24 protein-coding genes and 1 tRNA gene are annotated in these 25,907 nt (G+C 43.4%); 15 read left to right on the top strand and 10 right to left on the bottom strand.

Going from position 1 to position 25,907, the window contains the following annotated elements; genetic code table 11:
* The first annotated feature begins 18 nt into the window (after window positions 1–18).
* From AC13DA_RS02925 to AC13DA_RS02895, 7 genes are all read left to right on the top strand, one after another.
* On the top strand, window positions 19–1,023 hold the full coding sequence (locus tag AC13DA_RS02925; RefSeq protein WP_284451388.1) for a class 1 fructose-bisphosphatase: 1,005 nt from the start codon (window positions 19–21) through the stop codon (window positions 1,021–1,023).
* A 36-nt stretch (window positions 1,024–1,059) separates the two neighbouring features.
* Window positions 1,060–1,533, top strand: a complete 474-nt coding sequence (locus tag AC13DA_RS02920; RefSeq protein ID WP_284451389.1) for a DUF4124 domain-containing protein — start codon at window positions 1,060–1,062, stop codon at window positions 1,531–1,533.
* A gap of 22 nt (window positions 1,534–1,555) precedes the next feature.
* Complete coding sequence (locus tag AC13DA_RS02915) at window positions 1,556–2,023, top strand: DM13 domain-containing protein (RefSeq protein WP_284451391.1); 468 nt, start codon at window positions 1,556–1,558, stop codon at window positions 2,021–2,023.
* A 51-nt stretch (window positions 2,024–2,074) separates the two neighbouring features.
* Window positions 2,075–3,097 (top strand): alpha/beta fold hydrolase, encoded by a 1,023-nt coding sequence (locus AC13DA_RS02910; RefSeq protein ID WP_273179237.1) that lies wholly within the window; start codon window positions 2,075–2,077, stop codon window positions 3,095–3,097.
* Window positions 3,098–3,101: 4 nt separating this feature from the next.
* On the top strand, window positions 3,102–3,497 hold the full coding sequence (locus tag AC13DA_RS02905; RefSeq protein ID WP_007144222.1) for an MAPEG family protein: 396 nt from the start codon (window positions 3,102–3,104) through the stop codon (window positions 3,495–3,497).
* A 99-nt stretch (window positions 3,498–3,596) separates the two neighbouring features.
* Complete coding sequence (locus AC13DA_RS02900; protein ID WP_007144221.1) at window positions 3,597–4,121, top strand: lipocalin family protein; 525 nt, start codon at window positions 3,597–3,599, stop codon at window positions 4,119–4,121.
* 48 nt (window positions 4,122–4,169) lie between these two features.
* Window positions 4,170–4,601, top strand: a complete 432-nt coding sequence (locus AC13DA_RS02895) for an MgtC/SapB family protein (RefSeq protein WP_284451392.1) — start codon at window positions 4,170–4,172, stop codon at window positions 4,599–4,601.
* 19 nt (window positions 4,602–4,620) lie between these two features.
* On the opposite strand, the gene AC13DA_RS02890 is transcribed toward AC13DA_RS02895, so the two are convergent.
* Entirely contained in the window at window positions 4,621–4,971 is a 351-nt protein-coding gene (locus AC13DA_RS02890) for a VOC family protein (RefSeq protein ID WP_284451393.1), read from the bottom strand.
* A gap of 205 nt (window positions 4,972–5,176) precedes the next feature.
* Here AC13DA_RS02890 and AC13DA_RS02885 point away from each other — a divergent pair, with 205 nt between their 5' ends.
* The 4 genes from AC13DA_RS02885 to AC13DA_RS02870 all read left to right on the top strand — a co-directional run bounded on the left by AC13DA_RS02885 (window position 5,177) and on the right by AC13DA_RS02870 (window position 9,809).
* Window positions 5,177–5,725 carry a sigma-70 family RNA polymerase sigma factor gene (locus tag AC13DA_RS02885; RefSeq protein WP_284451394.1) on the top strand — a complete coding sequence of 183 codons (549 nt, stop codon included), beginning with the start codon at window positions 5,177–5,179 and terminating at the stop codon, window positions 5,723–5,725.
* Window positions 5,726–5,748: 23 nt separating this feature from the next.
* Complete coding sequence (locus AC13DA_RS02880) at window positions 5,749–6,726, top strand: FecR family protein (RefSeq protein ID WP_284451395.1); 978 nt, start codon at window positions 5,749–5,751, stop codon at window positions 6,724–6,726.
* Window positions 6,727–6,798: 72 nt separating this feature from the next.
* Entirely contained in the window at window positions 6,799–9,186 is a 2,388-nt protein-coding gene (locus tag AC13DA_RS02875; protein ID WP_284451396.1) for a TonB-dependent receptor, read from the top strand.
* A gap of 182 nt (window positions 9,187–9,368) precedes the next feature.
* Complete coding sequence (locus AC13DA_RS02870; RefSeq protein ID WP_284451397.1) at window positions 9,369–9,809, top strand: GNAT family N-acetyltransferase; 441 nt, start codon at window positions 9,369–9,371, stop codon at window positions 9,807–9,809.
* A 25-nt stretch (window positions 9,810–9,834) separates the two neighbouring features.
* Here AC13DA_RS02870 and AC13DA_RS02865 read toward each other — a convergent pair whose 3' ends face one another.
* From AC13DA_RS02865 to AC13DA_RS02855, 3 genes are all read right to left on the bottom strand, one after another.
* Window positions 9,835–13,005 (bottom strand): efflux RND transporter permease subunit, encoded by a 3,171-nt coding sequence (locus tag AC13DA_RS02865; RefSeq protein WP_284451398.1) that lies wholly within the window; start codon window positions 13,003–13,005, stop codon window positions 9,835–9,837.
* 12 nt (window positions 13,006–13,017) lie between these two features.
* Window positions 13,018–14,100, bottom strand: coding sequence for an efflux RND transporter periplasmic adaptor subunit (locus AC13DA_RS02860; protein WP_284451399.1), 1,083 nt, complete (start codon window positions 14,098–14,100; stop codon window positions 13,018–13,020).
* Between the two features lie 252 nt (window positions 14,101–14,352).
* Window positions 14,353–15,654, bottom strand: coding sequence for a DEAD/DEAH box helicase (locus AC13DA_RS02855; RefSeq protein ID WP_284451400.1), 1,302 nt, complete (start codon window positions 15,652–15,654; stop codon window positions 14,353–14,355).
* 298 nt (window positions 15,655–15,952) lie between these two features.
* On the opposite strand from AC13DA_RS02855, the gene AC13DA_RS02850 reads away from it, so the two are divergent.
* The 3 genes from AC13DA_RS02850 to AC13DA_RS02840 all read left to right on the top strand — a co-directional run bounded on the left by AC13DA_RS02850 (window position 15,953) and on the right by AC13DA_RS02840 (window position 18,700).
* Window positions 15,953–16,681, top strand: a complete 729-nt coding sequence (locus AC13DA_RS02850; RefSeq protein ID WP_007144211.1) for a plastocyanin/azurin family copper-binding protein — start codon at window positions 15,953–15,955, stop codon at window positions 16,679–16,681.
* Window positions 16,682–16,749: 68 nt separating this feature from the next.
* Window positions 16,750–18,501, top strand: a complete 1,752-nt coding sequence (gene ycaO / locus AC13DA_RS02845) for a 30S ribosomal protein S12 methylthiotransferase accessory factor YcaO (RefSeq protein WP_482945846.1) — start codon at window positions 16,750–16,752, stop codon at window positions 18,499–18,501.
* A 122-nt stretch (window positions 18,502–18,623) separates the two neighbouring features.
* Window positions 18,624–18,700, top strand: a tRNA-Asp gene (locus AC13DA_RS02840).
* A gap of 26 nt (window positions 18,701–18,726) precedes the next feature.
* Here AC13DA_RS02840 and AC13DA_RS02835 read toward each other — a convergent pair.
* From AC13DA_RS02835 to AC13DA_RS02820, 4 genes are all read right to left on the bottom strand, one after another.
* Entirely contained in the window at window positions 18,727–19,836 is a 1,110-nt protein-coding gene (locus AC13DA_RS02835) for a hypothetical protein (RefSeq protein WP_284451402.1), read from the bottom strand.
* Window positions 19,808–21,484, bottom strand: a complete 1,677-nt coding sequence (locus AC13DA_RS02830) for a GMC family oxidoreductase (protein WP_284451403.1) — start codon at window positions 21,482–21,484, stop codon at window positions 19,808–19,810. The genes AC13DA_RS02835 and AC13DA_RS02830 overlap by 29 nt, the downstream gene beginning before the upstream one ends.
* Window positions 21,477–21,938, bottom strand: coding sequence for a gluconate 2-dehydrogenase subunit 3 family protein (locus AC13DA_RS02825; RefSeq protein ID WP_284451404.1), 462 nt, complete (start codon window positions 21,936–21,938; stop codon window positions 21,477–21,479). Before AC13DA_RS02825 ends, AC13DA_RS02830 begins: the two co-directional genes overlap by 8 nt.
* Before the next feature lie 106 nt (window positions 21,939–22,044).
* Window positions 22,045–23,703, bottom strand: a complete 1,659-nt coding sequence (locus tag AC13DA_RS02820; RefSeq protein WP_284451405.1) for an autotransporter outer membrane beta-barrel domain-containing protein — start codon at window positions 23,701–23,703, stop codon at window positions 22,045–22,047.
* Between the two features lie 188 nt (window positions 23,704–23,891).
* On the opposite strand from AC13DA_RS02820, the gene AC13DA_RS02815 reads away from it, so the two are divergent.
* A complete protein-coding gene (locus AC13DA_RS02815) occupies window positions 23,892–24,953 on the top strand; it encodes an SEL1-like repeat protein (RefSeq protein WP_284451587.1) in 1,062 nt (353 codons plus the stop codon).
* A 7-nt stretch (window positions 24,954–24,960) separates the two neighbouring features.
* On the opposite strand, the gene AC13DA_RS02810 is transcribed toward AC13DA_RS02815, so the two are convergent.
* Both AC13DA_RS02810 and AC13DA_RS02805 read right to left on the bottom strand, forming a co-directional pair.
* Window positions 24,961–25,710, bottom strand: coding sequence for an HAD family hydrolase (locus AC13DA_RS02810; protein ID WP_284451406.1), 750 nt, complete (start codon window positions 25,708–25,710; stop codon window positions 24,961–24,963).
* Entirely contained in the window at window positions 25,700–25,891 is a 192-nt protein-coding gene (locus AC13DA_RS02805) for a DUF3012 domain-containing protein (protein ID WP_007144203.1), read from the bottom strand. The genes AC13DA_RS02810 and AC13DA_RS02805 overlap by 11 nt, the downstream gene beginning before the upstream one ends.
* Window positions 25,892–25,907: the final 16 nt, after the last annotated feature.

The following is a 25,907-nucleotide window of genomic DNA, read 5'->3' as shown; positions in this document are numbered from 1 at the left end:
AATAACGGAGACGCTTCTATGTCTGATATCGGACAATCAGTTAATCAATTCCTTGTTGAAACGCAGCGTGCTCATCCTTCTGCTACAGGTGATTTAACCGGGCTGTTAAATGATGTCATCAGCGCCTGCAAAAAAATCGCGAATCTGGTTAACCGTAGCAGTATTTTAGGCCTTGAAGGTTATGCCAGCAGTAATAATGTGCAGGGTGAACATCAGAAAAAACTCGATATTCTGACCAATGATGTCATGGTTGAGCACTTAAACTGGACAGGCCACCTTGCTGCCATGGTGTCAGAAGAAATTGATGAAATTATCTCTATTTCTGAGGATTACCCCAAGGGTAAGTACTTACTATGTTTTGACCCGTTAGATGGCTCCAGTAATGTCGATATCAACCTGAGTGTGGGTACCATCTTTTCGGTATTACGCTGTCCTGAAGGTATCAAAAACCCAAGCCACGAACATTTTTTGCAAAAAGGCACAGAGCAAGTTTGCGCTGGATTTTGTGTGTATGGTCCGAGCACGATGCTGATTCTTACCACGGGATTTGGAGTGAATGGTTTTACCTTAGATAGAGAGGTCGGCGAGTTTATTTTGACGCATCCCAATATGCAGATTCCTGAGGATACCGCCGAGTTTGCCATTAATATGTCGAACCAGCGCTATTGGCAGTCGCCTGTTAAACGTTATATTGATGAATGTGTTCAGGGTGTTGATGGTGTGCGTGAAAAGAATTTCAATATGCGTTGGAATGCTTCAATGGTGGCGGAGGTCTATCGCATTTTGACACGCGGTGGCATTTTTATGTATCCACTTGATAGTCGGATTGCAGAGCAGGGAGGAAAGTTACGCCTGATGTACGAAGCTAATCCGATGAGTTTTATCATTGAGCAAGCGGGTGGTGTCAGCAGCACGGGCACACAGCGTATTATGGACCTGCAACCAGAAACTATCCATCAGCGTGTCCCGGTCTTTCTTGGCTCAAAAAATGAAGTGGAAAGGGTGGTTTCCTATCATAAGTAAGCGTTATCGCTATAAAAGGGATTTTAGGAGCAATGGATGTCACGACTTTTATTATTAATCAGTCTTTGTTTTGGATTAGCAGTTCAGGCAGACATTTATAAATGTCATGATAATGGACAAGTTCATTATCAGGATAAGCCCTGTAATGCTCAGTCTGAAAAAGTCGAAATCAAACTTCACCAACCTTCGAAACAAGATATTGAACAACAAAACAAGCTAACCGCTGCATATAACGAAAATTCACGTATTTACCAGATAAATATGCTCAAGCAAGAAAACAGGGCATTGCAAAAACAAAAAATCGCGTTGGAAAAAGAAAACAAAGCAAGATATGACGAGTTGCAGAATCAAACCTATGATGTAGGAAATGGGATGATCGCCACTCGTGACCCGGCATTATTGAAAAATATGCGTGGGATAGTTGAGCAGCATGTACAGCAGCTTAAAAGCCTTCAGCAGGAAATAGATAACAATAAACGACAGATAAAAGCGCTTTCTGCACAACAGTAACGTGGTCAAGGGGGGGTAACCCATGAAAAAGCTATTATTACTGATAACGCATGGAATGATGTTGGTACTTGGTTTTGGCTTAGGTATTTATGCTTTACCCATACTGACACAACCGGATAAACCGTCCATGACGGAGATTGGTCAAGTTGCGACATCAGCATTATTTACTGGCCAGTTTGAGCGCGATCTTGAGGGAAGTGATGCCCTACATTACGGTAGTGGTACGCTATATATTAATGCTAATAAAATAGCGTTTGATGGGCAGATTTCTCCCGGTCCGGATTACAAATTATATTTATCACCCGTGTTTGTTGAGAATAAAACAGACTTTTTAGCGAATAAAGATAAGATGTTAAACATAGGTGATGTCAGAACCTTTAACGGCTTTATGCTTGATATACCAGAAGGTATTAATCCGGCAGATTACCAGGCCGTCGTGATTTGGTGTGAGTCTTTTAATCTCTTTATCACGGCGGCTAAATATCACTAATATTAATGATATTTAGCCAAAAACAACAAAGAAGCAGGTAAATAGTTAGTCATGATGAAGATATGCCATGCCATTAGTTTTATTGTTACGCTGTTATTGATCAGTTCTTCTGTCTCAGCAAATAATAAAACGGGGTTTAGATTAGAGAATTTTGATTACCCATATCCAGTTCAGTTTATGCCTCTTTCCAGCCAGAAAAAGCAGTTGGAAATGGCTTATATGGATATAAAACCGACAGCCAAAGCTAATGGGAAAACGATTGTATTGTTTCATGGTAAAAACTTCTGTGCAGCCACCTGGGGGGAGACAATTAAAGCGTTAGCGGCAGCTGGTTATCGGGTTATAGCAATGGATCAGATAGGGTTTTGTAAATCTTCAAAACCAGTTGATTATCAATACAGCTTCCATCAATTGGCAACCAATAGCTGGAATTTATTAAATAAACTGGGTATTGAAAAAGCTGTCATTGTCGGCCACTCAATGGGTGGCATGCTGGCAACACGCTATGCTTTGCTGTATCCAGATAATGTTGATGCTTTATTTTTAGTGAATCCAATCGGTCTGGAAGATTGGTTAGCTAAAGGCGTGCCATATGTGTCGATTAAAGACTGGTATAAAAACCAACTGACACTAACAACAAAGCGCGCCAGAGCCTATCAACAAAAAACATACTACGCGGGTCAATGGCGTGATGATTATCAGAAGTGGGTCGATATGCTGATGATACAGTATAGGGCGGATAAAGAAGACTCAGCCTGGTTATCTGCTATTCATTACGACATGATTTTAACGCAGCCCGTCGTACATGAATTTGATCAGCTCTCAGTGCCGACATGGCTATTTATTGGTGAGAAAGACAATACTGCTATCGGTAAAGCCTTTGTGCCAGACGATATCAAAAAACAATTGGGCAACTACCCCGTATTAGCCAGAAAAACGGCAAAAGCGATTCCTGATTCACATTTGATATTGTTTAATGATTTAGGTCATTCGCCACAGATTCAGGAACCTGAACGTTTTCAACAGGCGTTATTAAACGCATTAAACACCGTATTTTCTAAACAAAGCGAGTAGATGTATGCCGTTTATTTTATGGGTCTTATTTATCGTGGCTATTTTGCCGATGTTACTGGCGGTGTTAGGTGGTTATTGCCGTTACAGGCAGTTTGGCAAGTTTGATAATCATTATCCGAGATCACAGCAAGCACATATGACCGGCTTGGGTGCACGTGTTATGGCTGCCCAACACAATGCCTGGGAGTCATTGACTCTGTTTTCTGCTATGAGTTTACTGGCATATGCCTCTGGACTTAATCTAGCTGATTTTAGTTATCCAGCCGGCTTATTTTTACTTAGTAGAATTTTTCATCCCTTATTTTATATTCTCGATATGGATACCTATCGTTCATTGGTTTTTTTGATTGGTTTATTTAGTGCCATCTATATTGGTGTGAAAGCAATCACTGCCTTTTAGGATCCATCAGCTTATTTCTTCTTTAAGGGAAACAATAGCGTCAATTCGTGTCGTACACATATTGCTTCAGCCATAAAAATAATGAGAGGACGGTGATATATGCGGCTAATCGGCATGCTTTGTTTGTTAGTTATGAGCGTCGTAGCCTGTACAGGCACACCCAAAGGCGTCACACCTGTAGATAACTTTGTTTTAAACCGCTATCTCGGCAACTGGTACGAAGTAGCCAGACTTGATCATCGCTTTGAACGTGGTTTAAGTAATGTTACAGCGCAATACTCTTTAAAAGGGGATGGTGGCGTTAAAGTGATCAACCGCGGTTACTCGGAAGAGGATAAGGAGTGGAAACAGGCCGAAGGCAAAGCCTATTTTGTCGAAGGTCCACATACTGGACATCTTAAAGTCTCTTTTTTTGGGCCTTTTTATGGCAGTTATGTGGTATTTGAGTTAGAAGATGATTATCGTTATGCCTTTGTTTCAGGCCCAAATCACAATTATCTGTGGTTACTTTCACGGACTCCGGATGTGTCTGAAGAGGTGAAGCAACGCTTTATTAATAGAGCTAAAGCGGCGGGGTTCGATACAGATGATCTGATCTTTGTGAAACAAAAATCATTGAAATAGATCGCCTGCTAATGGCATGGTGACACTCTGCCTTTAAGAGATGTTTTTATGCCCGATATTAATTTTGATCAGGTTTGGTTTAATTTATATCAGATAGGTATCGCGTTTATGCTCGCACTGCCTATTGCGTTTAATCGTGAATATGTAGATAGCGGCGGTGCTGGGTTAAGAACCTATCCCTTGGTGTCTATTGCCTGTTGTGCCTTTATGTTGGTAGCGATGGATGTTTATCAGGGAAGTGATGCTGAAGCGCGGGTCATGTATGGCGTGATTACCGGTATGGGATTTATTGGGGGTGGTGCCATAGTGAAAGAATCTGGTAGAGCGATGGGTACCGCTAACGCGGCCGGTATTTGGTTAACGGGTGCGATAGGTCTTTCCGTGGCTTACAGAAGGTATGAAATTGCTATCGTGTTATCGTTGATTGGTTTTTTGATATTTCAGTTTGGCAGTTATTTAAAAAGGCGTGATGAATCATAAGTTTGTCGGAGGTTATCGTTTATTCAGACCATACGGCATATTGATTACCAGTGAGATCGGTGAAGTGAAAACGTCGTCCTCCCGGAAAAGCGAAAATGTCTTTGACAATCTGACCACCAGCGGCGTTTACGTCTTTTAGTGTTTCCTCCAGAGCGTTGCTATAGAGCACTATCAATACACTACCTGACTCTGGTGTCGCGACCAGTGGTGATCGATAAAATCCACCATCAATGCCGGCGTCTTCAATGGCGATATAGTCAGGACCATAATCAATAAATTTCCAGCCAAATGCATGACTGAAAAAAGCTTTGGTCTTATCTAAATCCGACGATGGAATTTCAAGATAGTTAATCTTTCCTGTCTCTTTCATTATTTATCATTATCTCTGGTTATTTTATCTATTCAATGTAGATCATCCGCTTGCTTCTACACATAATTCATATCTTACTCAATGCAATAATCGCTTCATATTAACTCAGATAACGGTTTTTATTAAAAACAAAAGGTTGCATAAGGGATAGTTTTTAAATGATAATAGTTATCATTAATATCTATATATGGTTCAGCCGTTTAATATGTCGAGTAATAAACAGATTGTTTTTGATCAGCCGAGCTATAAAAACAGTTTTATTGCGTCTTTGTATGAAAATCATCACTATTGGTTGACGGGCTGGTTAAGTAAAAAATTAGGCTGTTCGCAAAACGCCAGCGATCTCACCCATGACACCTTTGTGAATGTCATCAGCAAACAAAATGACTTAACTCAAATCAGAGAACCTCGTCCCTGGTTGTTGACGATTGCCAAGCGCTTATTGATTGATAAACGTCGCCGCTTTTTATTAGAACAAGCCTATTTAGAAGAGTTAAAACTCAGCCTGGATGATGCAGATCCAATACCATCAACAGAAGATGTTTATCTGGCCATTAATGCACTTAGTAGAATTTCTGAGGCGCTGGAAACCTTACCTAGCCACGTCAGACAGGCTTTTATTCTCAGGCATATTGATGGTTTAACCCAGTCTGCCATTGGTAAAAAACTGGGTGTATCCACCACCATGGTGCAGAAGTATCTGATTCAGAGTTTAGTCGCCTGTCAGCAGGCGTTTGAAACAGAAATCTTTTAATGGTCACGAGTTCATCACCTTAAATGACAGATTCAGAAAGTATTGCCACCCAAGCTGCGGAGTGGGTTGTGTTGATGTCAAATGAAGAAACCCCACCGTCAACAGCACAAAAACAAGCCTTCCTTGACTGGAAAAATCAGGATCCTCGGCATGCTGAGGCGGTGGATAAGTTACAAGCGCTATTAGGTGACATCCAACAGTTTCCCCGGTCGGCATCAAAGGCTGCGTTATCAGTCTCAACCAGCAAAGCATATCATCAGCATTCCTGGCAGACCTTAGCAAAAACCTTTGTATTATTAATGGTTATTTTTATCCCAATGTTTGTTTGGCTACCAGATAAAGTCACGCTGATGATGGCTGATAAACAAACATCCGTCGGTGACTGGCAATCCTACACCCTGGCAGATAACTCAGTAATTATGCTCAGCAGTGATAGTGCTATTAATGTGGATTTTAATCATATCCAGCGAACCATTCATTTATTAAAGGGAGAAATACGGGTCAAGGTAAGTAAAAATCCACAAAGACCGTTTGTCGTCAAAACAGAACACGGTAGTCTCACGGCTTTGGGTACAGAGTTTAGTGTGGATAAGCGTAGCGATTACACCTTACTGAAAGTGATCGAATCCACTGTAGCAGCCACATGTCAGCGACGAGGCTGTGATGTTAAGCCCCTTCAGCCGGGCCAGCAGATTCGTGTTTATGCTGAACATTTGGGTAAGGTTTCTGACTTTAGTGTTGATGATGCCAGTCTGATGTGGAATAAACACCAGTTGATGGTGGATGGTATGCCGTTAACTGAGGTGCTTACTATTCTGAACCGTTTCCATAAGGGCTATTTCTATTTTGATGCTCAGCAGTTAGAGAATTATCATGTCTCGGCCGTGTTGCCACTTGATAATCCGCAGGCGGCATTAGCCTTATTAGCAGACTCATTCCCGCTAAAAGTCACCCATATCACTCCCTGGTGGACGGCTATTACTGTTGTCCCAAAAACATAAATGAAGTTAAAGGTGGTGATTTCTTTATGTCATTCGTCAGAGTAGGTAAGACAAATGAAATAAGGGAGTCTCATGTTTATTTATCGTTTTTTTTCAACAGCCGGGTTTCGCTATAGCCTTGTTGTGTTTTTATTAAGCTGGCTTTCCGTTGTGTCGGCGGCAGAGAGTCAGAAAAAGCCAATTGATATTAAGGCAGGTCTTTTATCAAGTAGTCTCAACCAACTTGCCAGCCAGACAGAGATATCCATCGTGGTGAATACTGATCTGGTGAAAAACAAATCAGCAAAAGCGATTAAAGGTTTTTATACGCCGCAGAACGCTTTAGAGATGTTATTAGATGGACATAAGCTGCAGGCGGAAGATACCGGTACAGGCTTTGTTATTAAAGCGGTGTCAGAGGATGAGGTTGTTTTAAGCGCTATTGATATAAACGCTGAAAAAGTAAAAAAGTCCTTACAAACTGATAAATATGCTGGGGGACAGGTCGCGAAACAAGGTCGTGTCGGTATCCTGGGTAACCGTGATGTGATGGACACGCCGTTTAATATGACCAACTTTACCAGTGATTTTATCGACAATACACAGGCCGAAACCATAGCCGATGTGGTATCAACTGATCCTTCCGTCAGAACAGCACATGTGAGTGGTGGCATGCTGGATTCTTTCCGTATTCGTGGTTTTGCTATGAATGAAGGTAACTCAGGTGATATCGCCTTTGATGGTGTCTATGGTGTGGCGTCTAATTACCGGGTGTTGGCAGATTATGTGGACAGAATTGAAGTCATAAAAGGCCCGGCATCGATGATCTATGGAATGTCACCAGATAGTAGTGTGGGTGGCAGTATCAATATCGTTCCCAAGCGCGCTCTGGATGAGGATTTAACGCGGTTGACCGCATCTTATGCTTCCGACAGCCAATTAAAAGGCCATCTTGATCTGAGTCGACGTTTTGGTGATGACGATCAATTTGGGGTTAGATTTAACGGTACGGTCAGTGATGGTAATACCGAGCGTGAAAATCAATCACGCGAAGTCGAGTCATGGGCATTAGCTTTGGATTATCAGGGTAAAAAACTGAGGATGACAGCCGATCTTATTCATCAAAAAGAGGATCTGGATGCCCCCTTACGTCATTTATGGTTAGCCAATGGTGTTGATGTGCCGTCAGCGCCGGATGGTGAACATAATATTACTCAGGATTGGGAATGGTCGAAGGTAGATGACAAGTCATTACTGCTCAAAGCGGAATACGATATCCATGACCAATTAACTTTTTTTGCAGATATCGGCGGTGGTAAAACCCGTGTATCCCGGTTATTTGGTTATCCCAGCATTACCAATGCATCGGGTGATGTCAGCGTAACACCAAGTAATGCCGATTTTAATGTGGATAGATATACCGTCAGCACTGGCTTGAGAGGCTGGTTTGATACGGGTGCGATAAATCACAATATGACTGTGCAATTAACGGAGTATCGCGATCAGCTCGAAAAAGCGACGATCAATGCCAGTTCATCCTATTTAAATAATCTTTATTCACCGACCGATCAGGCAGAGATTGTGGTCGCTAATCCGCATAATGCACCTAGAGTCAGTGAGAGTCGATTAACAGGGATAGCTTTAGCGGATACCTTGTCTGCGTTGGATGACAGAGTGCAACTGACCCTTGGTGTCAGAAGACAACAGGTGGAATCAGACAGTTTCAATGCCAGTACTGGTGCCGTCACCACACACTACAATGAAAGTGCATTAACACCGATGGTGGGTGTAGTCATTAAACCCTGGGAAAATGTATCGTTTTACGCCAATCGCAGTGAGGGCTTGAGTAAAGGCGATATTGCGCACGATAGTTCAGCCAATGCGGGGGAAGTGTTTGAACCCTATAAAACCAAGCAATATGAAGTGGGTGCTAAGATTGATTTTGGTGAGTTCACATCAACAGTGAGTTTGTTCCAGATCGAAAAGCCCAGCTATCAGACGGTGAACAATATCTCATCTGTGTCAGGTGAACAACGCAACCGCGGCATCGAAATGAATGTGTTTGGACAATTAACCCCAGATGTTCGGCTATTAGGTGGTTTGATGTTACTGGATGCAGAATTAAATAAAACCAATAACCCGGCAACCCAAGGTAATACCCCTGTTGGTGTCGCTGAACGTCAGGCCAATATTAGTGCTGAATGGGATATGCCCATGCTGCCAGCTTTAACCTGGACGGCAAATTTGATTTACACCGGTGAACAATATGTTAATCAGGCCAATACTCAGAAAATCCCCAGCTGGACCCGACTCGACCTAGGTGCTCGTTATGATCTGTTGGTGGCAGGTAAAGACGTGACCGTTCGTGCCGGTATCCATAATGTCTTTGATCGTGACTACTGGTCAGGTGTGGATACCTGGAGCGGCATGGCTTACGGCGCACCACGCACATTTACCATTTCAACCAGCATCGACTTTTGAATTATCCGCCTCTCTTGTTATCAGACAACAGAGGCGTTTTTTTCAGCATAATTTAGCTTTGGCTGTTCTGGTCACTTGGCTTCACTCTGGTGTTGAAAAGGTATAATCACGCCGTTTAATGGATGCCTTTATTATGTTTATTTTTGATAGTCATCATCCTATTGCCGTTGTCGTTGAGAAATATGGAAATTAGAGAAATAGCTTCACAGCAAACACATGCTTTAAGAAGTCAGGTTTTGCGCCCAGGTAAACCGCTTTCTGAATGTGTCTTTGAGGGCGATGATGCTGTCACCACAAGACATTTTGCTGCCGTGGATCAAACCGAGAATATCGTTGGAATAGTATCGGTTTATCTCAACGATAATCCTTTATTGAAGCAGAGCAATAGCTATCAAATCAGAGCGATGGCAACTGCACCGGATTACCGAGGCAGAGGTGTTGGAAGCGCCTTACTGACGGCTGCGGAGCGATATGCGAAATCCCAGGGAGCAACCCTCATCTGGGCCAATGCCAGAAGTACGGCAATCGGTTTTTATCGCCGATCAGCTTATACGCTGGCTTCCGAGGAGTTTATGATTTCCGGCATCGGTCCACATTATCTGGTCAGCAAACCATTGAGATAAATTCAAATAGAACAAGTGGTGTTAGTTACATTCTCGTCGTTGCTTCATTAATCTCTGTTTTCTTAACGGAGAAGCGTTCAGCCCAGTTTAAAACAGTGATTAACAAGCTGGGTAAAAAGGTCAGCGTGACGATCATTGAACATAAAATGCCAACCAGCACGACGATACCGACGCCGCGATAAAGCTCCGTCCCTGCACCTGGAATAAAGACCAAAGGTGCCAGGCCAAACACGGTAGTGGCGGTTGACATCAAGATTGGACGCAAGCGAGTGGCAACCGCCTGATTGACGGCATCACGCACGGATACTGCTTTATCTTCTAAATTCCTTCGCGCCTGTTCAACAATCAGAATAGGGTTGTTGACGACAGTACCCAGCAAAATGACAAAACCAAGCATGGTAATCATATCGAATGGTTGAATAATCGCTGGAAGACCAAACAGGTTGAGTAATGGCCCGGCGGCATTGACTGCTGCTAAGCCGACAATACCACCAGCAATACCTAAGGGCACGGTCGCAAGAATGAGTAATGGATACCACCAGTGACTAAATATAGCGACTAACAGCAAATAAATAAGAATTAATGCAATGACAAGGTTGCCTGATAAAGATTCACGGGTAGCATCTAACTGATCAGCAGCACCCGAAATACTGATAGAAACCCCTTTAGCTACTTCTCCCTCAGCCTGCATATTTGGCAGCATTTGGGTGCGAACCTGGTTCACCGCTGTTTCCAGTGCAATTTCTCGTGGTGGAATAATCAGTAAGGTGACCGTGCGACGGCCATTCACACGGCGTAACTGATCACTGTCTACCGTATCAACAATATTGGCCAGCGCATTTAAGGGTAAAACCGTACCTTGTGGCGTCATGATAGGCACATTAGCCAGTGATGACAGGGTTTGGTTTTGTCCGGCGGTGCTAAAGATGAACATATCAATTTTGTCATCATTCATAAAAAACTCATCGACATAAGCACCGTCACTTAATGCGGCTACCGTATAACCAAAATCATCTGCAGACATATTGATCTCGGCTAGCCGATCCCAGTTCGGACGAATTTCGACCAACGGTTGGTCCAGAGACAGCGCTGAAGGTTCAGACTCAATCTGAGGGTTACCAAACAGCTTTTCAGCACGTCTCATTGCATATTCAGCCGTGCTGTAGAGGCTTTCCTGATCGGCGCCGGAAATATCAAGGTTAACAGCGCGCGTGCCGCCCTGATTACTGGAAATAATTGAACCTCGGTTCGAGAAACCACGCATTCCCGGATATTCTTTAAACATTGATGTGAGTGCATCCATCATCGCCTGTAAATCTTGTGGACGAACAGGTTCGCTCAGAATCCATATCGAACCTGGATTAATACGCTGAAAATAATATTTAAGTGCTGGTAAGCTGTGTTCACCGTTATCAAACTTTTGTGGATCGGCATGCAAGGCTTCGCTTAAATGCTGGCGGATGTCATCTGCCAATAAACGCATCTCAGGTATGTTATAGCCGGGCGGGGCAATCATCATACTGAAGGCTTTGGGTTCTTCGCCTTCCGGTAAATACTCAGCTGGTGGTAGCAGATACCAGCCAGCGCCCATGGTGCTGGTAAAAATAATCACAATGGAGAGTAAGCGCTTTAAAGGTGAGGTATTGAGCCAGCTGACCATTTTTAAAATCGGGCCAGGATGTTTTAAATCATCACCATGATCACGATCATCACCAAAGCCAACTCGGGCACAGGCAGCAGGCACCACGGCGACAGCAAATAGCATAGAGGCTAAAATAGCTGTGGATATCGCAATCGCGATATCTGAATAAAGCTGTCCTGCTTCTTCATCAACAAATAACACCGGAGCAAACACTAATACCGTGGTCATACTGGAGGCCAGTACCGCAGTCCACACTTCTTTTACGCCAGTAATGGCCGCTTGGATCCGATCCAATCCTCGTCGACGTGCCTGTTCAATACTTTCCAGGACCACAATGGTGTTATCCACGGTCATACCAATGGCAAAAGCAATCCCTGCCAGAGAGATCACATTGATCGTGCGATCAAAGGCGAGTAAACCGATAAAGGCTGCAATCGTACATACGGGCATGCCGAGTAGGCCGATAACGGTGGCTCTGCCCGAACGTAAGAATAAATACAGAATAAGCGTCGCAAGAATGGCGCCCAGGGCCAGGTTCTGCGTGACTTTTTCTACAGAGGCTTGAACATAACGAACGTCATCACCTATCAGGGAAATAGTTAAGCCGTTAGGATGAAGTTGATCCTGGCGGATTTCATCAATTTCTTTCAGCATGGCCTGTTTGATATCAATGACATTTGAGCCTGTTTCACGCTTAACAGCCATGGTCAGTGCGGCTTCATCATTGACTATCGACAAACCTCGCACTTCATAATGATCCAGCCTGACTTCTGCTACGTCCTTAAGTTTGATATCCGTATTATTGCGATGAGCCAGAGTCAATTCTCGAAGGCTTTCAACATCTTTGAAACGACCTACGGTACGGATAAAGTAACGGCGCTTACCATCGTCAAGATCGCCGGCTGAGGTATCTCTGTTACGTTCACGAATGGCGTCTCTGACATCAGTTAACGATAGACCGCGTTGTGCCAGTTTAGCGGGATCTATGTGGATTTGTATTTGTCGTTCAGCACCACCACGAAGTTGAACTTCGGATACACCAGGAACACGTTCCATACGCGGTCTGACATCGTCATCAATGAAATCAGTGACCATATCCATATCAAGGCTCAGTGGATTACCAGGCAGCGGTGTAACAGCAAAATACATAAACGCATTTTCTGAGAAAGAGCTGCTGTACAGGCGTGGCTGATCGACATTTTCAGGGTAGTTAGATACCTGACTAAGGGCGTTGGATACTTCTATTAAGGTCTGATTGATGTCAACGCCGAAAGGAAATTCCAGCTCAATGCTGGCTTCGCCTGTATCTGCCAGTGATTCCATTCTGGTCAGGTTGGGCACACTGCGCAGGTAGCGCTCCTGCTCAATGAGGATTTCTTTTTCAATATCCTGTGGTGTCGCGCCAGGCCAGCCGGTAACCACACTGATGGTTTGCACATCAAGATCAGGAATCATCTGTACCGGAATACGTTTTGCGGCAGCAATGCCCAGTACCATTATGATAAGAACGATAACCGTGAGCAGCTTTCCGTTTCTGATGGGGGCTTCAAGCATAACTAGACCTGATTATTGTGCTGATTCAACGATGGTAATGCTTTGCCCATCACGTAATACCTCATTACCACGCGTAACAACCTTATCGTCTAGAGTGATGCCAGACAAAATGGTAACGCCCTGACTACTTTGGGTGCCGATGTGGACTTTATGGCGTTTGGCAACACCGTCTTTTACTACAAAGACACTGTAACCACCGTCAGGGTGCAAAAGTAATGCATCTCTAGGGATAATGATTCGTTGTTGTTTCTGTTGATTGTCATTCAAGCCAATAATGGCTTTTGCTGAGGTGCCAGGCAGTAAGCTGATATCACCGGTATCAATAAGAATACGTACTAAAAAGGCTCTAGCCTGTGGATCACTGACTGGTACAATGGCATTGATCGTACCCTTGAAGCGTTCATCAGGAAAAACATCTGGGATAACTTCTACCTGACTATGCCTGTTGATTTCAGAAAAGCGTTCCTGAGGTACTTTGACATCCAGTCTGACTTTATTGGTAGCCACCAGCTCAAGTACAGTGGTTCCTCGGTTAACCCACTCACCAACTTCGGTAAGCTTAGCGCTGATAACACCCGAAAACGGCGCGGGGAGACGATGGCGACTTAGCTGTTCCTGTGCTGAGGCTTCTGCTGCCTTGGCAGCCATAAGCGCTGCCTCTGAGAGGTTCAGATTCGATAATCGACTGGCATTTTCACTGGCAGAGATATAGTTTTTTTCTCGTAAACCTTTGGCTTCATCAACAAGTCGCTGCGCTTCGTTACGTGCTGCTTGTGCTTCAGCGGTGGCGGCTTTTGCCTGAGCCAAAACCTGTTTAGATAAGGCGGGATCAAGCTCCAGTAATAAGTCGCCTTTTTTGACTTTACTGCCAGCATCAACAAATACCTTTGAAACTAGGCCATCGACTCGCGGTGACAACATCGCTTGTTTTTCAGCCGTCAGTGTTCCTGATAGTGATAAGTTATCACTTACTTTTGATTTTTCTGGTGATACAACAGTAACTGGTGTTTCAGCAAGAAGAACTGTAGATGTCATTAATCCAGACAAAACAAATAAAAACACACAGGCTAATTTTAAATGATAATGATTCTTCATATTATTCCGTTATAGCACGTTCATCGCTTACTTAGGTAATAAGTCAGAGCTTAGTTCCCGGAAGCGTAAATATTTGTTAAGAAATGTGTAATGAAGGTTACATTGAATAAAAATTTTTTACTAATTCTGCCATAGCAGGCGAGAGTATTGGTCTGTTGAGGTAATGTTCTGAAGCTTATTTGAATGCTGATTTGGTGAGCATGGGGTCATAAAAAGACGCAAAGAGCTAACTTTGCGTCTGCTGTTGAAGATCTAGCGTGGTTTTTTATTGGTTCTATTGGCCGGTTTGGCCCGTGGCGGACGACGCGCAGGTCGCTTTGCAGCTGTTGCATTGTCCGTGTTCGCTCTTGGTGGGCGGCGTTTTGCCGGTCTCTGTTTAGAGGGAGCTTTTTTGCTAATACTGTAACTATCTGGTACGTCATGCGTTGGCTCAAAACCATCCATATACTCTCGTTCCAGTTTATTACCGATAAGTTTTTCGATATCTTTGAGTTGATCAATTTCGTCAGCACTGACTAGTGAGATGGCCTCTCCAGTAGCACCAGCACGACCTGTGCGGCCTATTCTATGAACATAATCAGCAGCCACATTGGGCAGATCAACGTTGATGACATGAGGTAGTTGATCAATATCTAATCCCCTTGCGGCAATATCTGTAGCAACTAATACCTGAATCGTATTGGACTTAAAATCAGCCAGCGCTCGTGTTCTTGCTCCCTGACTTTTATTGCCATGAATGGCCGCAGCTTTCAGGCCGTGATCTTCTAGATATTTAGTTAATTTATTGGCGCCATGTTTTGTTTTTGAAAACACTAACACCTGATACCAGTTGTTATCCTGAATGAGTTGATTGAGTAATGCAGGTTTTTGTTTTTTATCAACAGGAATGATCCACTGTTTCACTTTCTTGGCGGTGGTATTCGCCGGTGCAACAGAAATCTCAACGGGGTTTTTAACCAGGCGTTTTGCCAGCTCGCGGATCTCATTAGAGAATGTCGCCGAAAACATTAAGGTCTGGCGCTTTTGTGGTAAGACGTTAATGATCTTGCGGATATCGTGTATAAAACCCATATCCAACATGCGATCGGCCTCATCCAGTACTAAGACTTCCAGTTCATCAAAGCGAATCGCATTTTGTTGGTAAAGATCCAGAAGACGTCCTGGTGTGGCCACTAATACATCAACCCCACGGCGCATTTGCATCATTTGAGGGTTTATTTTAACGCCACCAAACACTACAGCTGAACGTAATGGTAAATATTTACCGTAAGTTTTAATGCTTTCTTCAACTTGGGCGGCAAGTTCACGCGTCGGTGTTAATACAAGGGCACGAGCCTGATTAGCGCGGGCTGGTTTGCCTTCAGACAGTTTATGCAGAAGTGGTAAGGTAAACCCTGCAGTTTTACCTGTGCCCGTTTGGGCAGCAGCCATCACATCATTACCCTGCATGATTGCAGGAATGGCTTTGGCTTGAATTGGAGAAGGGGTCGTATAACCTGATTCTGTGACGGCACGTTGCAGTGGCAGAATGAGGCCTAACTCGGAAAATGTCATAATTTACTCAATATAAAGCGTTATAGTGAAAACAGCGTCTTCGCATTATTCAGCGTGTGTCGTTGGATAAGGTTAACAGTCACGGTTTTGTTACATCGACAAGAAGTGATGTAAAAGCGGAGGTGATGCCAGAACGTCTGTTAACACATAGAACTTATTGTTTACCATGAAAATAGGTAACGACGAGTTCTATGAATGCAATTATGACAGAGTTTTAATGAGAATATTGTTTTCTCTACACTAAATCGTTAGTTGAGAATGTTATCATTCACCTATGAATTTTTATCCAGGAGGAATCATGAAGAAAAAATCGATTTTAATTGCTATTGTGATTGCGTTACTAGCAATCTTTGTTGTGGCGGCTGTCTCCACAGTGTTTGTTAACGATAGTAAAGAACGTTACGCCAATGTCTCATCTAATAAGTCTGATGATGCTGTTGCACCAGCCTCAGTTAAAGATGAATCAACACAGCCACTGGCACAAAATGAAGTCGGTGGGGTGAATGAGACAGTTACCGAGCATATGGAAGATGCGAATGAAGCTGTGCCTGAAACGGTGGTAGATGAAGGCGCGATAGCAGAACCGGATACGACTGAAGAAGCGACAGCGCCGGTTGAACAAGACCAAGCAGAAGCGGCTCCTGCAGAACAAGAACAAGCCTCTGCCGAAGCAAAAACACATATCGTGACTGCGGTCGGTCTGAAGTACGAGCCTTTGGTGATTCAAATTCAACCTGGCGATAAAGTCGCCTGGGAAAATATGCCTACACATGACACCCAATCTCTGGAAGGTCTGATTCCAGAAGGTGCTGAAGCATGGCATTCACAAATGGGTGAAAACTATCAGCGCACCTTCACGGTTGAAGGGATTTATGTTTACAAATGCACGCCTCACTTTGGTGCTGGCATGGGAGGGGCCATTATTGTGGGTAACCCTGTCAATCTGGATCAAATCAAAGCGGCTGATGCAAAAGGTGCAGCAGCACGTCTGGTGAAAAAAGCCATTGCTGCCGCTGAAAAAATGTAAGAAACAGCTGATGATGTCAATCAACCCTCTGCTCGTACCGGGCAGGGGGTTATTTTTTGGAAGAAATGATGACTGAGCAAACATTTATTAAAGGTAAAGATCGTGATCTGGAAACCAGTATTGCGACCATGCAAGCAAAGCTAAAGGCATTTGGTTTTGATGTGGAAGAAGCCTCGTGGCTGAATCCGGTCAGTCATGTTTATTCTGTACACATACGGGATAAAACCTGTCCGTTGATGTTTACCAATGGTAAAGGCAGCTCTGCTAAAGCCTGTTTAGCCAGTGCCTTGGGTGAGTATTTTGAGCGCCTCAGCTGTAATTACTTTTTTGCTGATTTTTATTTAGGTGAGCAGCATAGCCAGGCACCCTTTGTGCATTATCCGAATGAGCGCTGGTTTGTTTCCAATGATGATGAGATGCCTGAAGGTTTATTAGATGAAGGCTTATGGGATCACTTTGATCCAGAAAGAACACTGACACCAGAGAAATTATTTGATACTAACTCCGGTGCTGGTGAAAGAGGCATCTGTGCGGTGCCGTATGTGCGTCAGCGTGACTACGAAACCCTCTATTTCCCGGTGAATATCATCGGTAATATCTATGTCAGCAATGGTATGTCTGCAGGCAATACCCAGAATGAGGCTCGTGTTCAGGGTTTATCTGAAGTGTTTGAGCGTTATGTCAAAAACCATATCATCGCTGAAGGGATTTGTTTACCCGAAGTGCCACAGTATGTCATCGACCGGTTTCCTAAAATTAAAGCCGCATTAGAAGAGCTTGAGGAGCATGGTTATCACCTAAAAGTGGCTGATGCCTCACTAGGTGGTCAGTTCCCTGTGATGAACGTGACCTTGATTAATCCGAAAGATGGTTCTGTGTTTGCCTCTTTTGGTGCCCATCCCAGCTTTGAAGTGGCTTTGGAACGAACGGTCACCGAATTACTTCAGGGTAGAAGTCTGGACCAACTGGATGTGTTCCATCCACCGACATTTGACATGGAAGAGGTGGCATCACCACAAAACCTGGAAATGCACTTTATAGATTCCAGTGGTTATGTCTCCTATGACTTTTTTCGTGATGCGCCAGATTACGAATTCTATGACTGGGATCACGATGCGCCTACCCGCGATGAGTTTACTTATCTGACCGATATCATTCATGAGATGGGGTTTGATATCTATATTGCCGACTATGAGCATCTGGATGTCTACGCTTGCCGTATTCTGGTGCCAGGGATGTCGGATATCTATCCAGTGGATGAATTGCTCTGGGAAAATAATAATGAAGGCGCCTTATTTCGCGAAGACTTATTATCACTGAAATTTCGTACCAAAGAGCAGTGGAGAGAGTTATTAGTGGCTTTGGAAGATGGTGGTTATAACGACCATACACCGGTTGCTCAGTTTATCGGTTTAGCGCCTGACCCTGGCACTTTGTGGTCAACCATTCGCTTAGGTGAAATCAAATTGATGTTGTGTTTGGCTTTGGAAGATGAGCAGGCATTGGAGTGGGTGGACTGGTGTTTGTCGCTGGGGCAAGGCGACGAGGCGCAATTACGCTTCTATCGCTGCTTAAAAGCGTTACTGGACATCAAATGGGATGATGAGCGTGAATATAAAGACTATCAGCAGTATTTGGCCTTAATGTACGGTGAGCAAAATGTGCAAGATGGCATCGCTATCGTTGATGCAAAAACAGTTTTCCATCAATTACATACACCTGGTCTGAGCCTGCATGGCTTTGAACGTCATAATGCACTGTTGGCTGGCTATGAAAAACTTCAAAAAGCCAAAAAAGCGTACTGGGATAAAAAGGATTAAGAGCGATTTAAAGGTGAGAGAAAAAATTTTTACATGAAACACTAACACCTTTGTAAAAATTGCTGTATATTCTCTCGCTTCTTCGGCCAACAGACGTTTTTTCGTCTGCCAAGAAGGATAGTGGAGCGGTAGTTCAGTTGGTTAGAATACCGGCCTGTCACGCCGGGGGTCGCGGGTTCGAGTCCCGTCCGCTCCGCCATTATTCCTTACCTATTTTCCCCAAGTTTATTTCACATTTTTTGTTTCTAAATGAGCGAAAAGTTCATGCCTGACTTCTGCATTGCTAATCCGCCAGATACAGCTATCAACAAAATAATGATGAATATTTATCAAGCTTGAAACCAGTACTGCAAATGTAAATTGTTGGTTTTCGATAGAGATAAATTCCGGAAAGTAAAAAAAGACGATACCGGCACTGAGCAGCAATACGTAATATTTTATAGCCCAGGCTTTTAATGCAAATTGTTTGATATCACCTAAATTTGCTTGTCGACGGTTTAACTCAACACGCATTGGAAACGGTAGATACTGTAATGCGTGAGATGCTTGTACCAACAAGTATGCTTCTGGCATAAAAAATAATACGAAATACCATAAATAAATCGATAACCACGAGACGAGTATACGTTTATCTGGAATTCGCTTTGTTCGAAGATAAACGCCATACCACACCATCGATGAGGCAAAAAAGGCAAGACAAGCAGCGATATTGACCAAGCTCAGCAACATATCAATATTGGCATGTAAAACACCACCAAACCATTCTGCAGGTAGATCCTGAGCTCCCCAGATTACATGCCATGTAAGCAAGGTTCTTAGCCCTAAACGAAGTGTAAGCCGTTCACTTTTTTTCAGCGTCAACTGACTCAATTTGCTGTAAGTCGCTATCATCCCCCAAGCCTGTCCGGTGTAATGCCAAGCAAGATAGAAGGCAGCAACGAGCCAGCAAAAATAGGTGACATCCTGATTCACAGAAAATAGCGATACAGTTCCTTCGGTTGGCTCACTGGTGACTAACCCAACTATTAAGATTAATAAAAGTACTGATGGGATATAAATAGTGGCTGACTTGTAGCGTTTTATATTACTTTTTGGAGTATAAATAAGTCGATAAGCACCCATGAAATGGGGCCAGTTAATGAGTAGCTGTAGCACAATGGCAGTGCCTAAGATGCTGGTAATGTTAGCTGTAGATTGTGGGACGCTAGTAAAAAAGATATAGACCAACAATAAAAACATCACAACAATGGATACACCGCCTGTCATCCAAAAATCGAGGCTTTCAGACAGAATATAACCGGACCGATTACCGCGAAGTGCTTTTTTTGGTTTCATGTAGTTTTTTCATTGCTCGTAAGGTTATTGCTTGAATAGTAAGACCGGGTGACTCACCACCGCCTGAACTTGGAAACACGCTACCATCAACAATATATAAGTTGTTCCAGCGATGACTTTGACACCATTGATTGACGACAGACTGCTCTGGGTCATTACCCATCCGGCAGGTGCCAAACACATGAGAGCTACTAAAAATATCGTAGCAACTAAATTCTTCAAAAATATCCGTGGTTCCAGCATGTTTTAGGATGTCTCTGCATATCTCTGCCATAAACCGTATACGCTTGGTGGTCATCTCATCAATATAACTGTGAATCCTTGCTGCTGGTTGTTTATGTCTGGTTTTGATACTTGGATCGAGATCGATAAAACTTTTGGGGTGTGTGTGACTTTCAGCTATACCACTCAGCGATAATACCTGACCGAACTGTTTTCTCATCTGTTGTTTGTGTTCTAGTCCCCAGCCTGCAACTACTCGTTGAGCATAGTTAATTGGACCAATAAGATCTGATTCAGCTACAGAAGGCGAAAAACGACAGCCGCCAATAATGCCCGGAATACTGTCAGGCTGATTATAGTCCCAGCAAATACTATCGACAGCCAGGCCACGATGACTGCCAAGTGGAGCATCTAAAATGGCATTTGATGTCCATAAAATGGTTTCCATGAAGTTTTTTCCAACTTGGCCGGATTCATTGGCAAGACCTTTTGCGTCCTTGGTTCCAGATGCTAGTAATAATCTGGGGGTTTCTATAGCACCAGCAGCAAGAATAAGATGTGGTGTTGAAATGAAGTGTTCAACGCCATCATTGTCGATATAGTAAATACCTTTTACTTTATCGTTTTTATCAGCCTCAATTTGTGTGACGTAGCAGCCGGTTTTTATATCACAGCGTCCGGTTGCCTTTGCCATTCGTATATATGTCACATCAATACTGCCTTTGTCAGCGCGTGGGCAACCTTTGAGGCAGCAGTTGCAATAATTGCACTCTGGTCGGTCTTGTTTATTGGCGCTAAGTATCGCGACACTGTTTTCTATCAGATTCAGATTTTTTTCTGAAAAGGCTTTTTTTAAAAGCTGACTGCTATAGCTCTGTTTATGAGGGCTTTGTGGATAAGGTTGGGAACGAGGACGTGAGTTATCGGTGGTCGAGCCTGCTACGCCAACCAGTTGCTCAGCTTGATTATAGAAGGGTTCTAGTTCCTTGTATGAAACTGGCCAGTCAGCCGAGAGTCCGAATTCTGAAAACATGTTCATTGAGCGAGGGTTCAGACGGTGTGCTTCACCACTAAAATGAAGTGAGCTACCACCAACCCCTTGGACATGCTGATAGCCAAATGGGATACGACGATCCGTTTTGTTTAATTTCCCTTGAATATGATTCCATGAACGCAGATCATCATTCTTTTCAGAAAGTAATTGCATATCCGCATAGCTATAATTTCCCTGGCTAAGTTTTTTTTGTGGGAAGGGTGACTCCCACTGACTAGTGGCAGCTAAATAATCATTTTCAGGGTGGAAATATGGTCCAGCTTCAATTACAAGCACTTTCCAGCCATGATGACTTAAATACCAGGCAGCAGTACCTCCGCCAGCCCCGGAGCCAACGATGACGGCATCATAATAGGGTGTGGCGTTATTCATTAAGTAACGGTCTGAAGTAGCTTAAATAGCCGGTCGGTTGTGGTGGTGAAATGTCTAATCCTGACCAGCTGGCTGGATTAGCATAGTAAAAACGAAACAGATCCTGCCTAATGTGAGTAAAAAATTGTGCAGGGATACTCAGCTCATCACTGTTTGCTGCTTTTTTTATAATAAGGTTTTGTTGTTCAACACTAAGACGAAGAAACGGCTGTTGATTAATGAGGTCCGCTTGGTTATCTAACCACTGACAACCAAGCTGAATCAGCTCAGGATAGTTTTTTATTTCTTTAGCGTGAAGTAACAAGGTTTGATGAAGTTTTAGTTGTGAAGCGGAAGGTGTTGTATCAGCCGGAATTAATGCGTCGATGAAGGCTACAAGGGTGCGTGTTTGCTGAAAAGATAACAAGTTGGCCAAAGCTGTTGGTAAAGAGAAGTAGGGTAAAAATAACCCCAAACCAACCCCACTTTTTATTATATCTCGGCGTTTCATATCTGTATTTAGTACACGCTATAAACGAAAAAGGCACCATTAAGGTGCCTTTATCATTACTGTTTTATGATTAGAAAGTCCAGTCAGCATAGAGCTGACCATTATAGGCACGATAACCGGAAGAGGCTTCTGCACCTAGCTCAACACCCAGTGACAGGCTATCTGTTTTTGCCCAGTTAACCCGGCCACTAATACTGCCAGTATTACGATCGACATTTTGACCAACACTCTCAAACTGACCACCACCACCCAAGAATGATGATGTAGTTTTGATGCCATCTTCTTTAAATTCATGACGCCAGCTTACTTGTAGTGTCGGCGTTAAGATACTGCCGTCGGATAATTCAAACTCTTTGCTCACTTTTGTACCCACAAGTGAACGGAAGCGATTAGACTCATTACTATTTATGTGCATAGAAAGGTAGTCAGCCCCTTTCTCCGTATAGCCTCTCTGTCTGGTGTGGTAAGCTTCAACACCAAAAAAAGGCGTGACAGTAAACTGCTCAAGATAGAGTGGCATACCTGACACCAGTCTTGCAGCAAACATATCACCATCAAAGTCACCTTTGGCTACACCGATAACATGAGTATTTCGTTTGGTTTCGTAGTTCTGATAGGCGTAAGTCAGCATGCCTTCTACATAAAAACGTTCAAAAGATTGATTGAAGTAGGCCGTTAATTGATAGGTATCAATATCGGCGCCATCACCATCACGATAATCATTCATATTGACATCGGTACGAGCATAAGCAAACGCCGCTCCTAGGGTGAGATCTGAGCTATTGGTAAAGTCCATGCCACCCATTACACCGTGATAACGCGAGTCTGCGCCGGCAAAACCATCTTCACTATCTTGTTTAGATTTCCCACCAAGCGCTTTAACCCAAGCATGGCGCTCTAATATGCCATCAAGAACTCCACCGGAGGATAAACCTGATGAATGATTCAGGTTTTGGACATCTGTACCACCCAGCCTGAGCGAATCAAGGCGTACCTGAACGGTGTCGAAACTTCCGGAAACCGTATTATTAACAGATTGACCTAATGCCTGACTTTGTTCCGGTGAGATGCTTTTTAAAACTTCCTGTTGCTTTTCTGGTGTTTGACTAGCGAGCAGTGTGATGAAATCATCGAGTTTACCTCCAACGTTGCCACTAATTTGATCTAAGTGTTGCCCAACCCCGGTTTTCTGATTTGATCCGGCGTTGGACTGAAAAGTAGATGAGGAAACAACTTGAGATTGATCGATAGGGCCTGAATTAGAGCCATTATATCTCGCACCATTTACGGAAATACGGTAGCCATCAAAGGTGAACTGACCTGAGGTCGCTTCTATAGTAAAAGTAGTTGTACCAGAAGGGGTAATATTGGCGGCTGCTAGCGTGGGGTCAGTTGCTCTAAACGATGATGCTGATTGTGTAACATTCGAAAAGTCAGTTGCTAAAGTGTCATAGCTAAAAGTTTGACTCCATGAGCCGATGGTTACTTTTAAACTGTCTCCAGCTGACCATGAAACATTATTATCCACTCCAGTACCCAGAAAATGAATATCAACAAGCCCACTTGCTCCAGCGCTTTCGTATGATAATTGGGTTATTTCAATACCTTGACCTGACTTCAGGTTGATAGGCGTATTACTTGAGCCTTGGGTAAACAAGTGACCAGCATTAGCGGAGAATGAAACTAAAAGAAGAGAAAAGAACGTAAAACGTAAAAAGAATTTGACCATGATGCCGCTCCGTTACCAAATCTCGTCCAATAGATTTTGTTGAGATTGGAAAATATTATATGTATGTTTTTGTAAAAAACACATGATCTAATGTGAGATAGTTTATATTTTCGTTAAGGTTTCTCAGCATTGCTCATTAGATTTTTATGTCTATATTTATCGGTTCAAAAGGATAAAATTTGAAACAAATGTTTTTGTTTTTTCTACAAGTGCTTCTTATCGTTTCCAATATTTTCGTTACAGCACATGCTGATAGTTTTTCCGAAGGCATGGATGCGGCGCAAAAAGGCGATTATCAGGCTGCCCAGCAAAATTGGTTAGCCGCTGCCAAGCAGGGAAATATTGAAGCCCAATATAATCTCGGGGCTTTACTGCTATCAGGAAAGCTGGGCCAACCAGATTATGATTCTGCAATGAGCTGGTTAGATATCGCCGCGCAAAAAGGCCATGATGAAGCGGCTTATGCATTGGGAATGCTTTACTACACAGGGAATGAGCCAGACGTAAAGAGAGATCAAAAGAAAGCCTTTGAACTTTTTAAAAAATCTGCAGAAAGAGGCAGTGCCGTGGCTCAGTTTAATGTCGGTGCCATGTTAATGAATGGACAGGGTGTCAAAAAAGATCTCAAAGCTGCCGCTGACTGGTTTGAAAAAGCCGGTGAACAAGGACATAGTCAGGCCCAATTCAATCTTGGGCTTCTCTATTTAAGTGGTTCTGGTGTTAAGCAGGACACAAAACAGGCTTATTCTTGGTTTAAACGCTCAGCAGAATCTGGTTATCCGAATGCACAATATCGTGTAGCAAAAATGTTATTTGATGGGGATGGTGTTGCTTTAGATCATGTACAGGCAAAAAGCTGGTTTCTAAAAGCCCAAGAGAATAATAGTGTTGAGGCAGCATTTATGTTGGGGTTTATGAGTTATCTAGGGCTAGGGGGCAGTCAGGATAATTTAATGGCAAGACACTGGTTTGATGTTGCCGCGAAGGGATGGGACCGAAATGCACAGTTTTATTTGGGGCTGATGAACCAGCGTGGTGATGGTGATCAGAAGAATCTTCTCGAAGCCTATAAGTGGTTTGATTTAGCCGCTTCTAGCGGACATGAAGATGCCCATTACTATCGTTCAGCTGTGGCGGCTGCGTTAAGTGCAGAGCAGAGACAGCAAGCCAGTCAGTTAGCCCAGCAGTGGTTTGATGAAAATCACGATACGCCACACAAACACTACAATAAGATTCCTCACCAGCACTAAATTTGTATCAAAGTAGTGCCATGTCTGAGAGTTGGATAACAGAGATTCTGTCGATATTATTTGCACTTTCCTTATCTGAAGCGGTGTTGTAGCCCCAACTCGCCAGATAGAGCTTGATATCATCCAGACCGTCTTCAGTGATGACATTTATCAGTGCTGGAAGTCTATCCTCAATGAAAACAATCTCCATATCCGGTTTTTCGGCGTGCAGATCGCTGAGGATCTGTTGTTTGCTCATATTTCTGTCCAGGCCATAAACCTGTGCTATTGGCAGTGAAATCTGATTCGCTTTGAGAATATGATCAACGAAGCGTTCTTGTTTTGTGGTGATAATCACTAGATTATCCGTTGGAATGGTCCGAAGTTTTTCAGCAATACCTTCGAATAATGGATTCATAGCAATCCAGCTATCAAAGTCGTCCCTAATCCATTCATCGCGGGTTTTACCGAAGACTTCTTTCAGTTCATCGACAAACATATCATCGCGGATCATCAACGCTTCAATCTGATGATGAAATGCAGACATGAGTGTGTCAGCAGACATGCCTTCATACAGCAGTCGCATGATAAGCACGGCCTCATAGCCCGTTTCCATGACTGGACGCACTTGCCGGAATTTTTCCAGTAAATCATCAGGCATCTCAGTTGGCATATCTGCCCATACTTTCAGGGCAACCTTCCAACCTGCTATGCCAGTCTCTATAGCGCTATCACAGATAACACCATCAAAATCCAGCGCGTAGAGTTTATTTGTCATTGCTTGGGAAAATACAGTAACGAGTGAAGTCAGCGGCTTCGTTGGCAGTCCAGTCGCCTTTGGCTTTATCTTTCATCATTTGGCACCAGTCTTCGCTGCCTACTTCTGGGCTACAGGCGGTTATCATGAAAAATGCAGCAATTAACGTGGCGCAGCATAAAGCCATTTTTATTGATTTCATCTTGTTTCCTTTAACT

The sequence above is a fragment of the Methylophaga sp. F-2 genome, from assembly GCF_056859315.1.
Note: the sequence above shows the minus strand (reverse complement) of the source record. Positions and strands in the feature narration are given on the sequence as shown.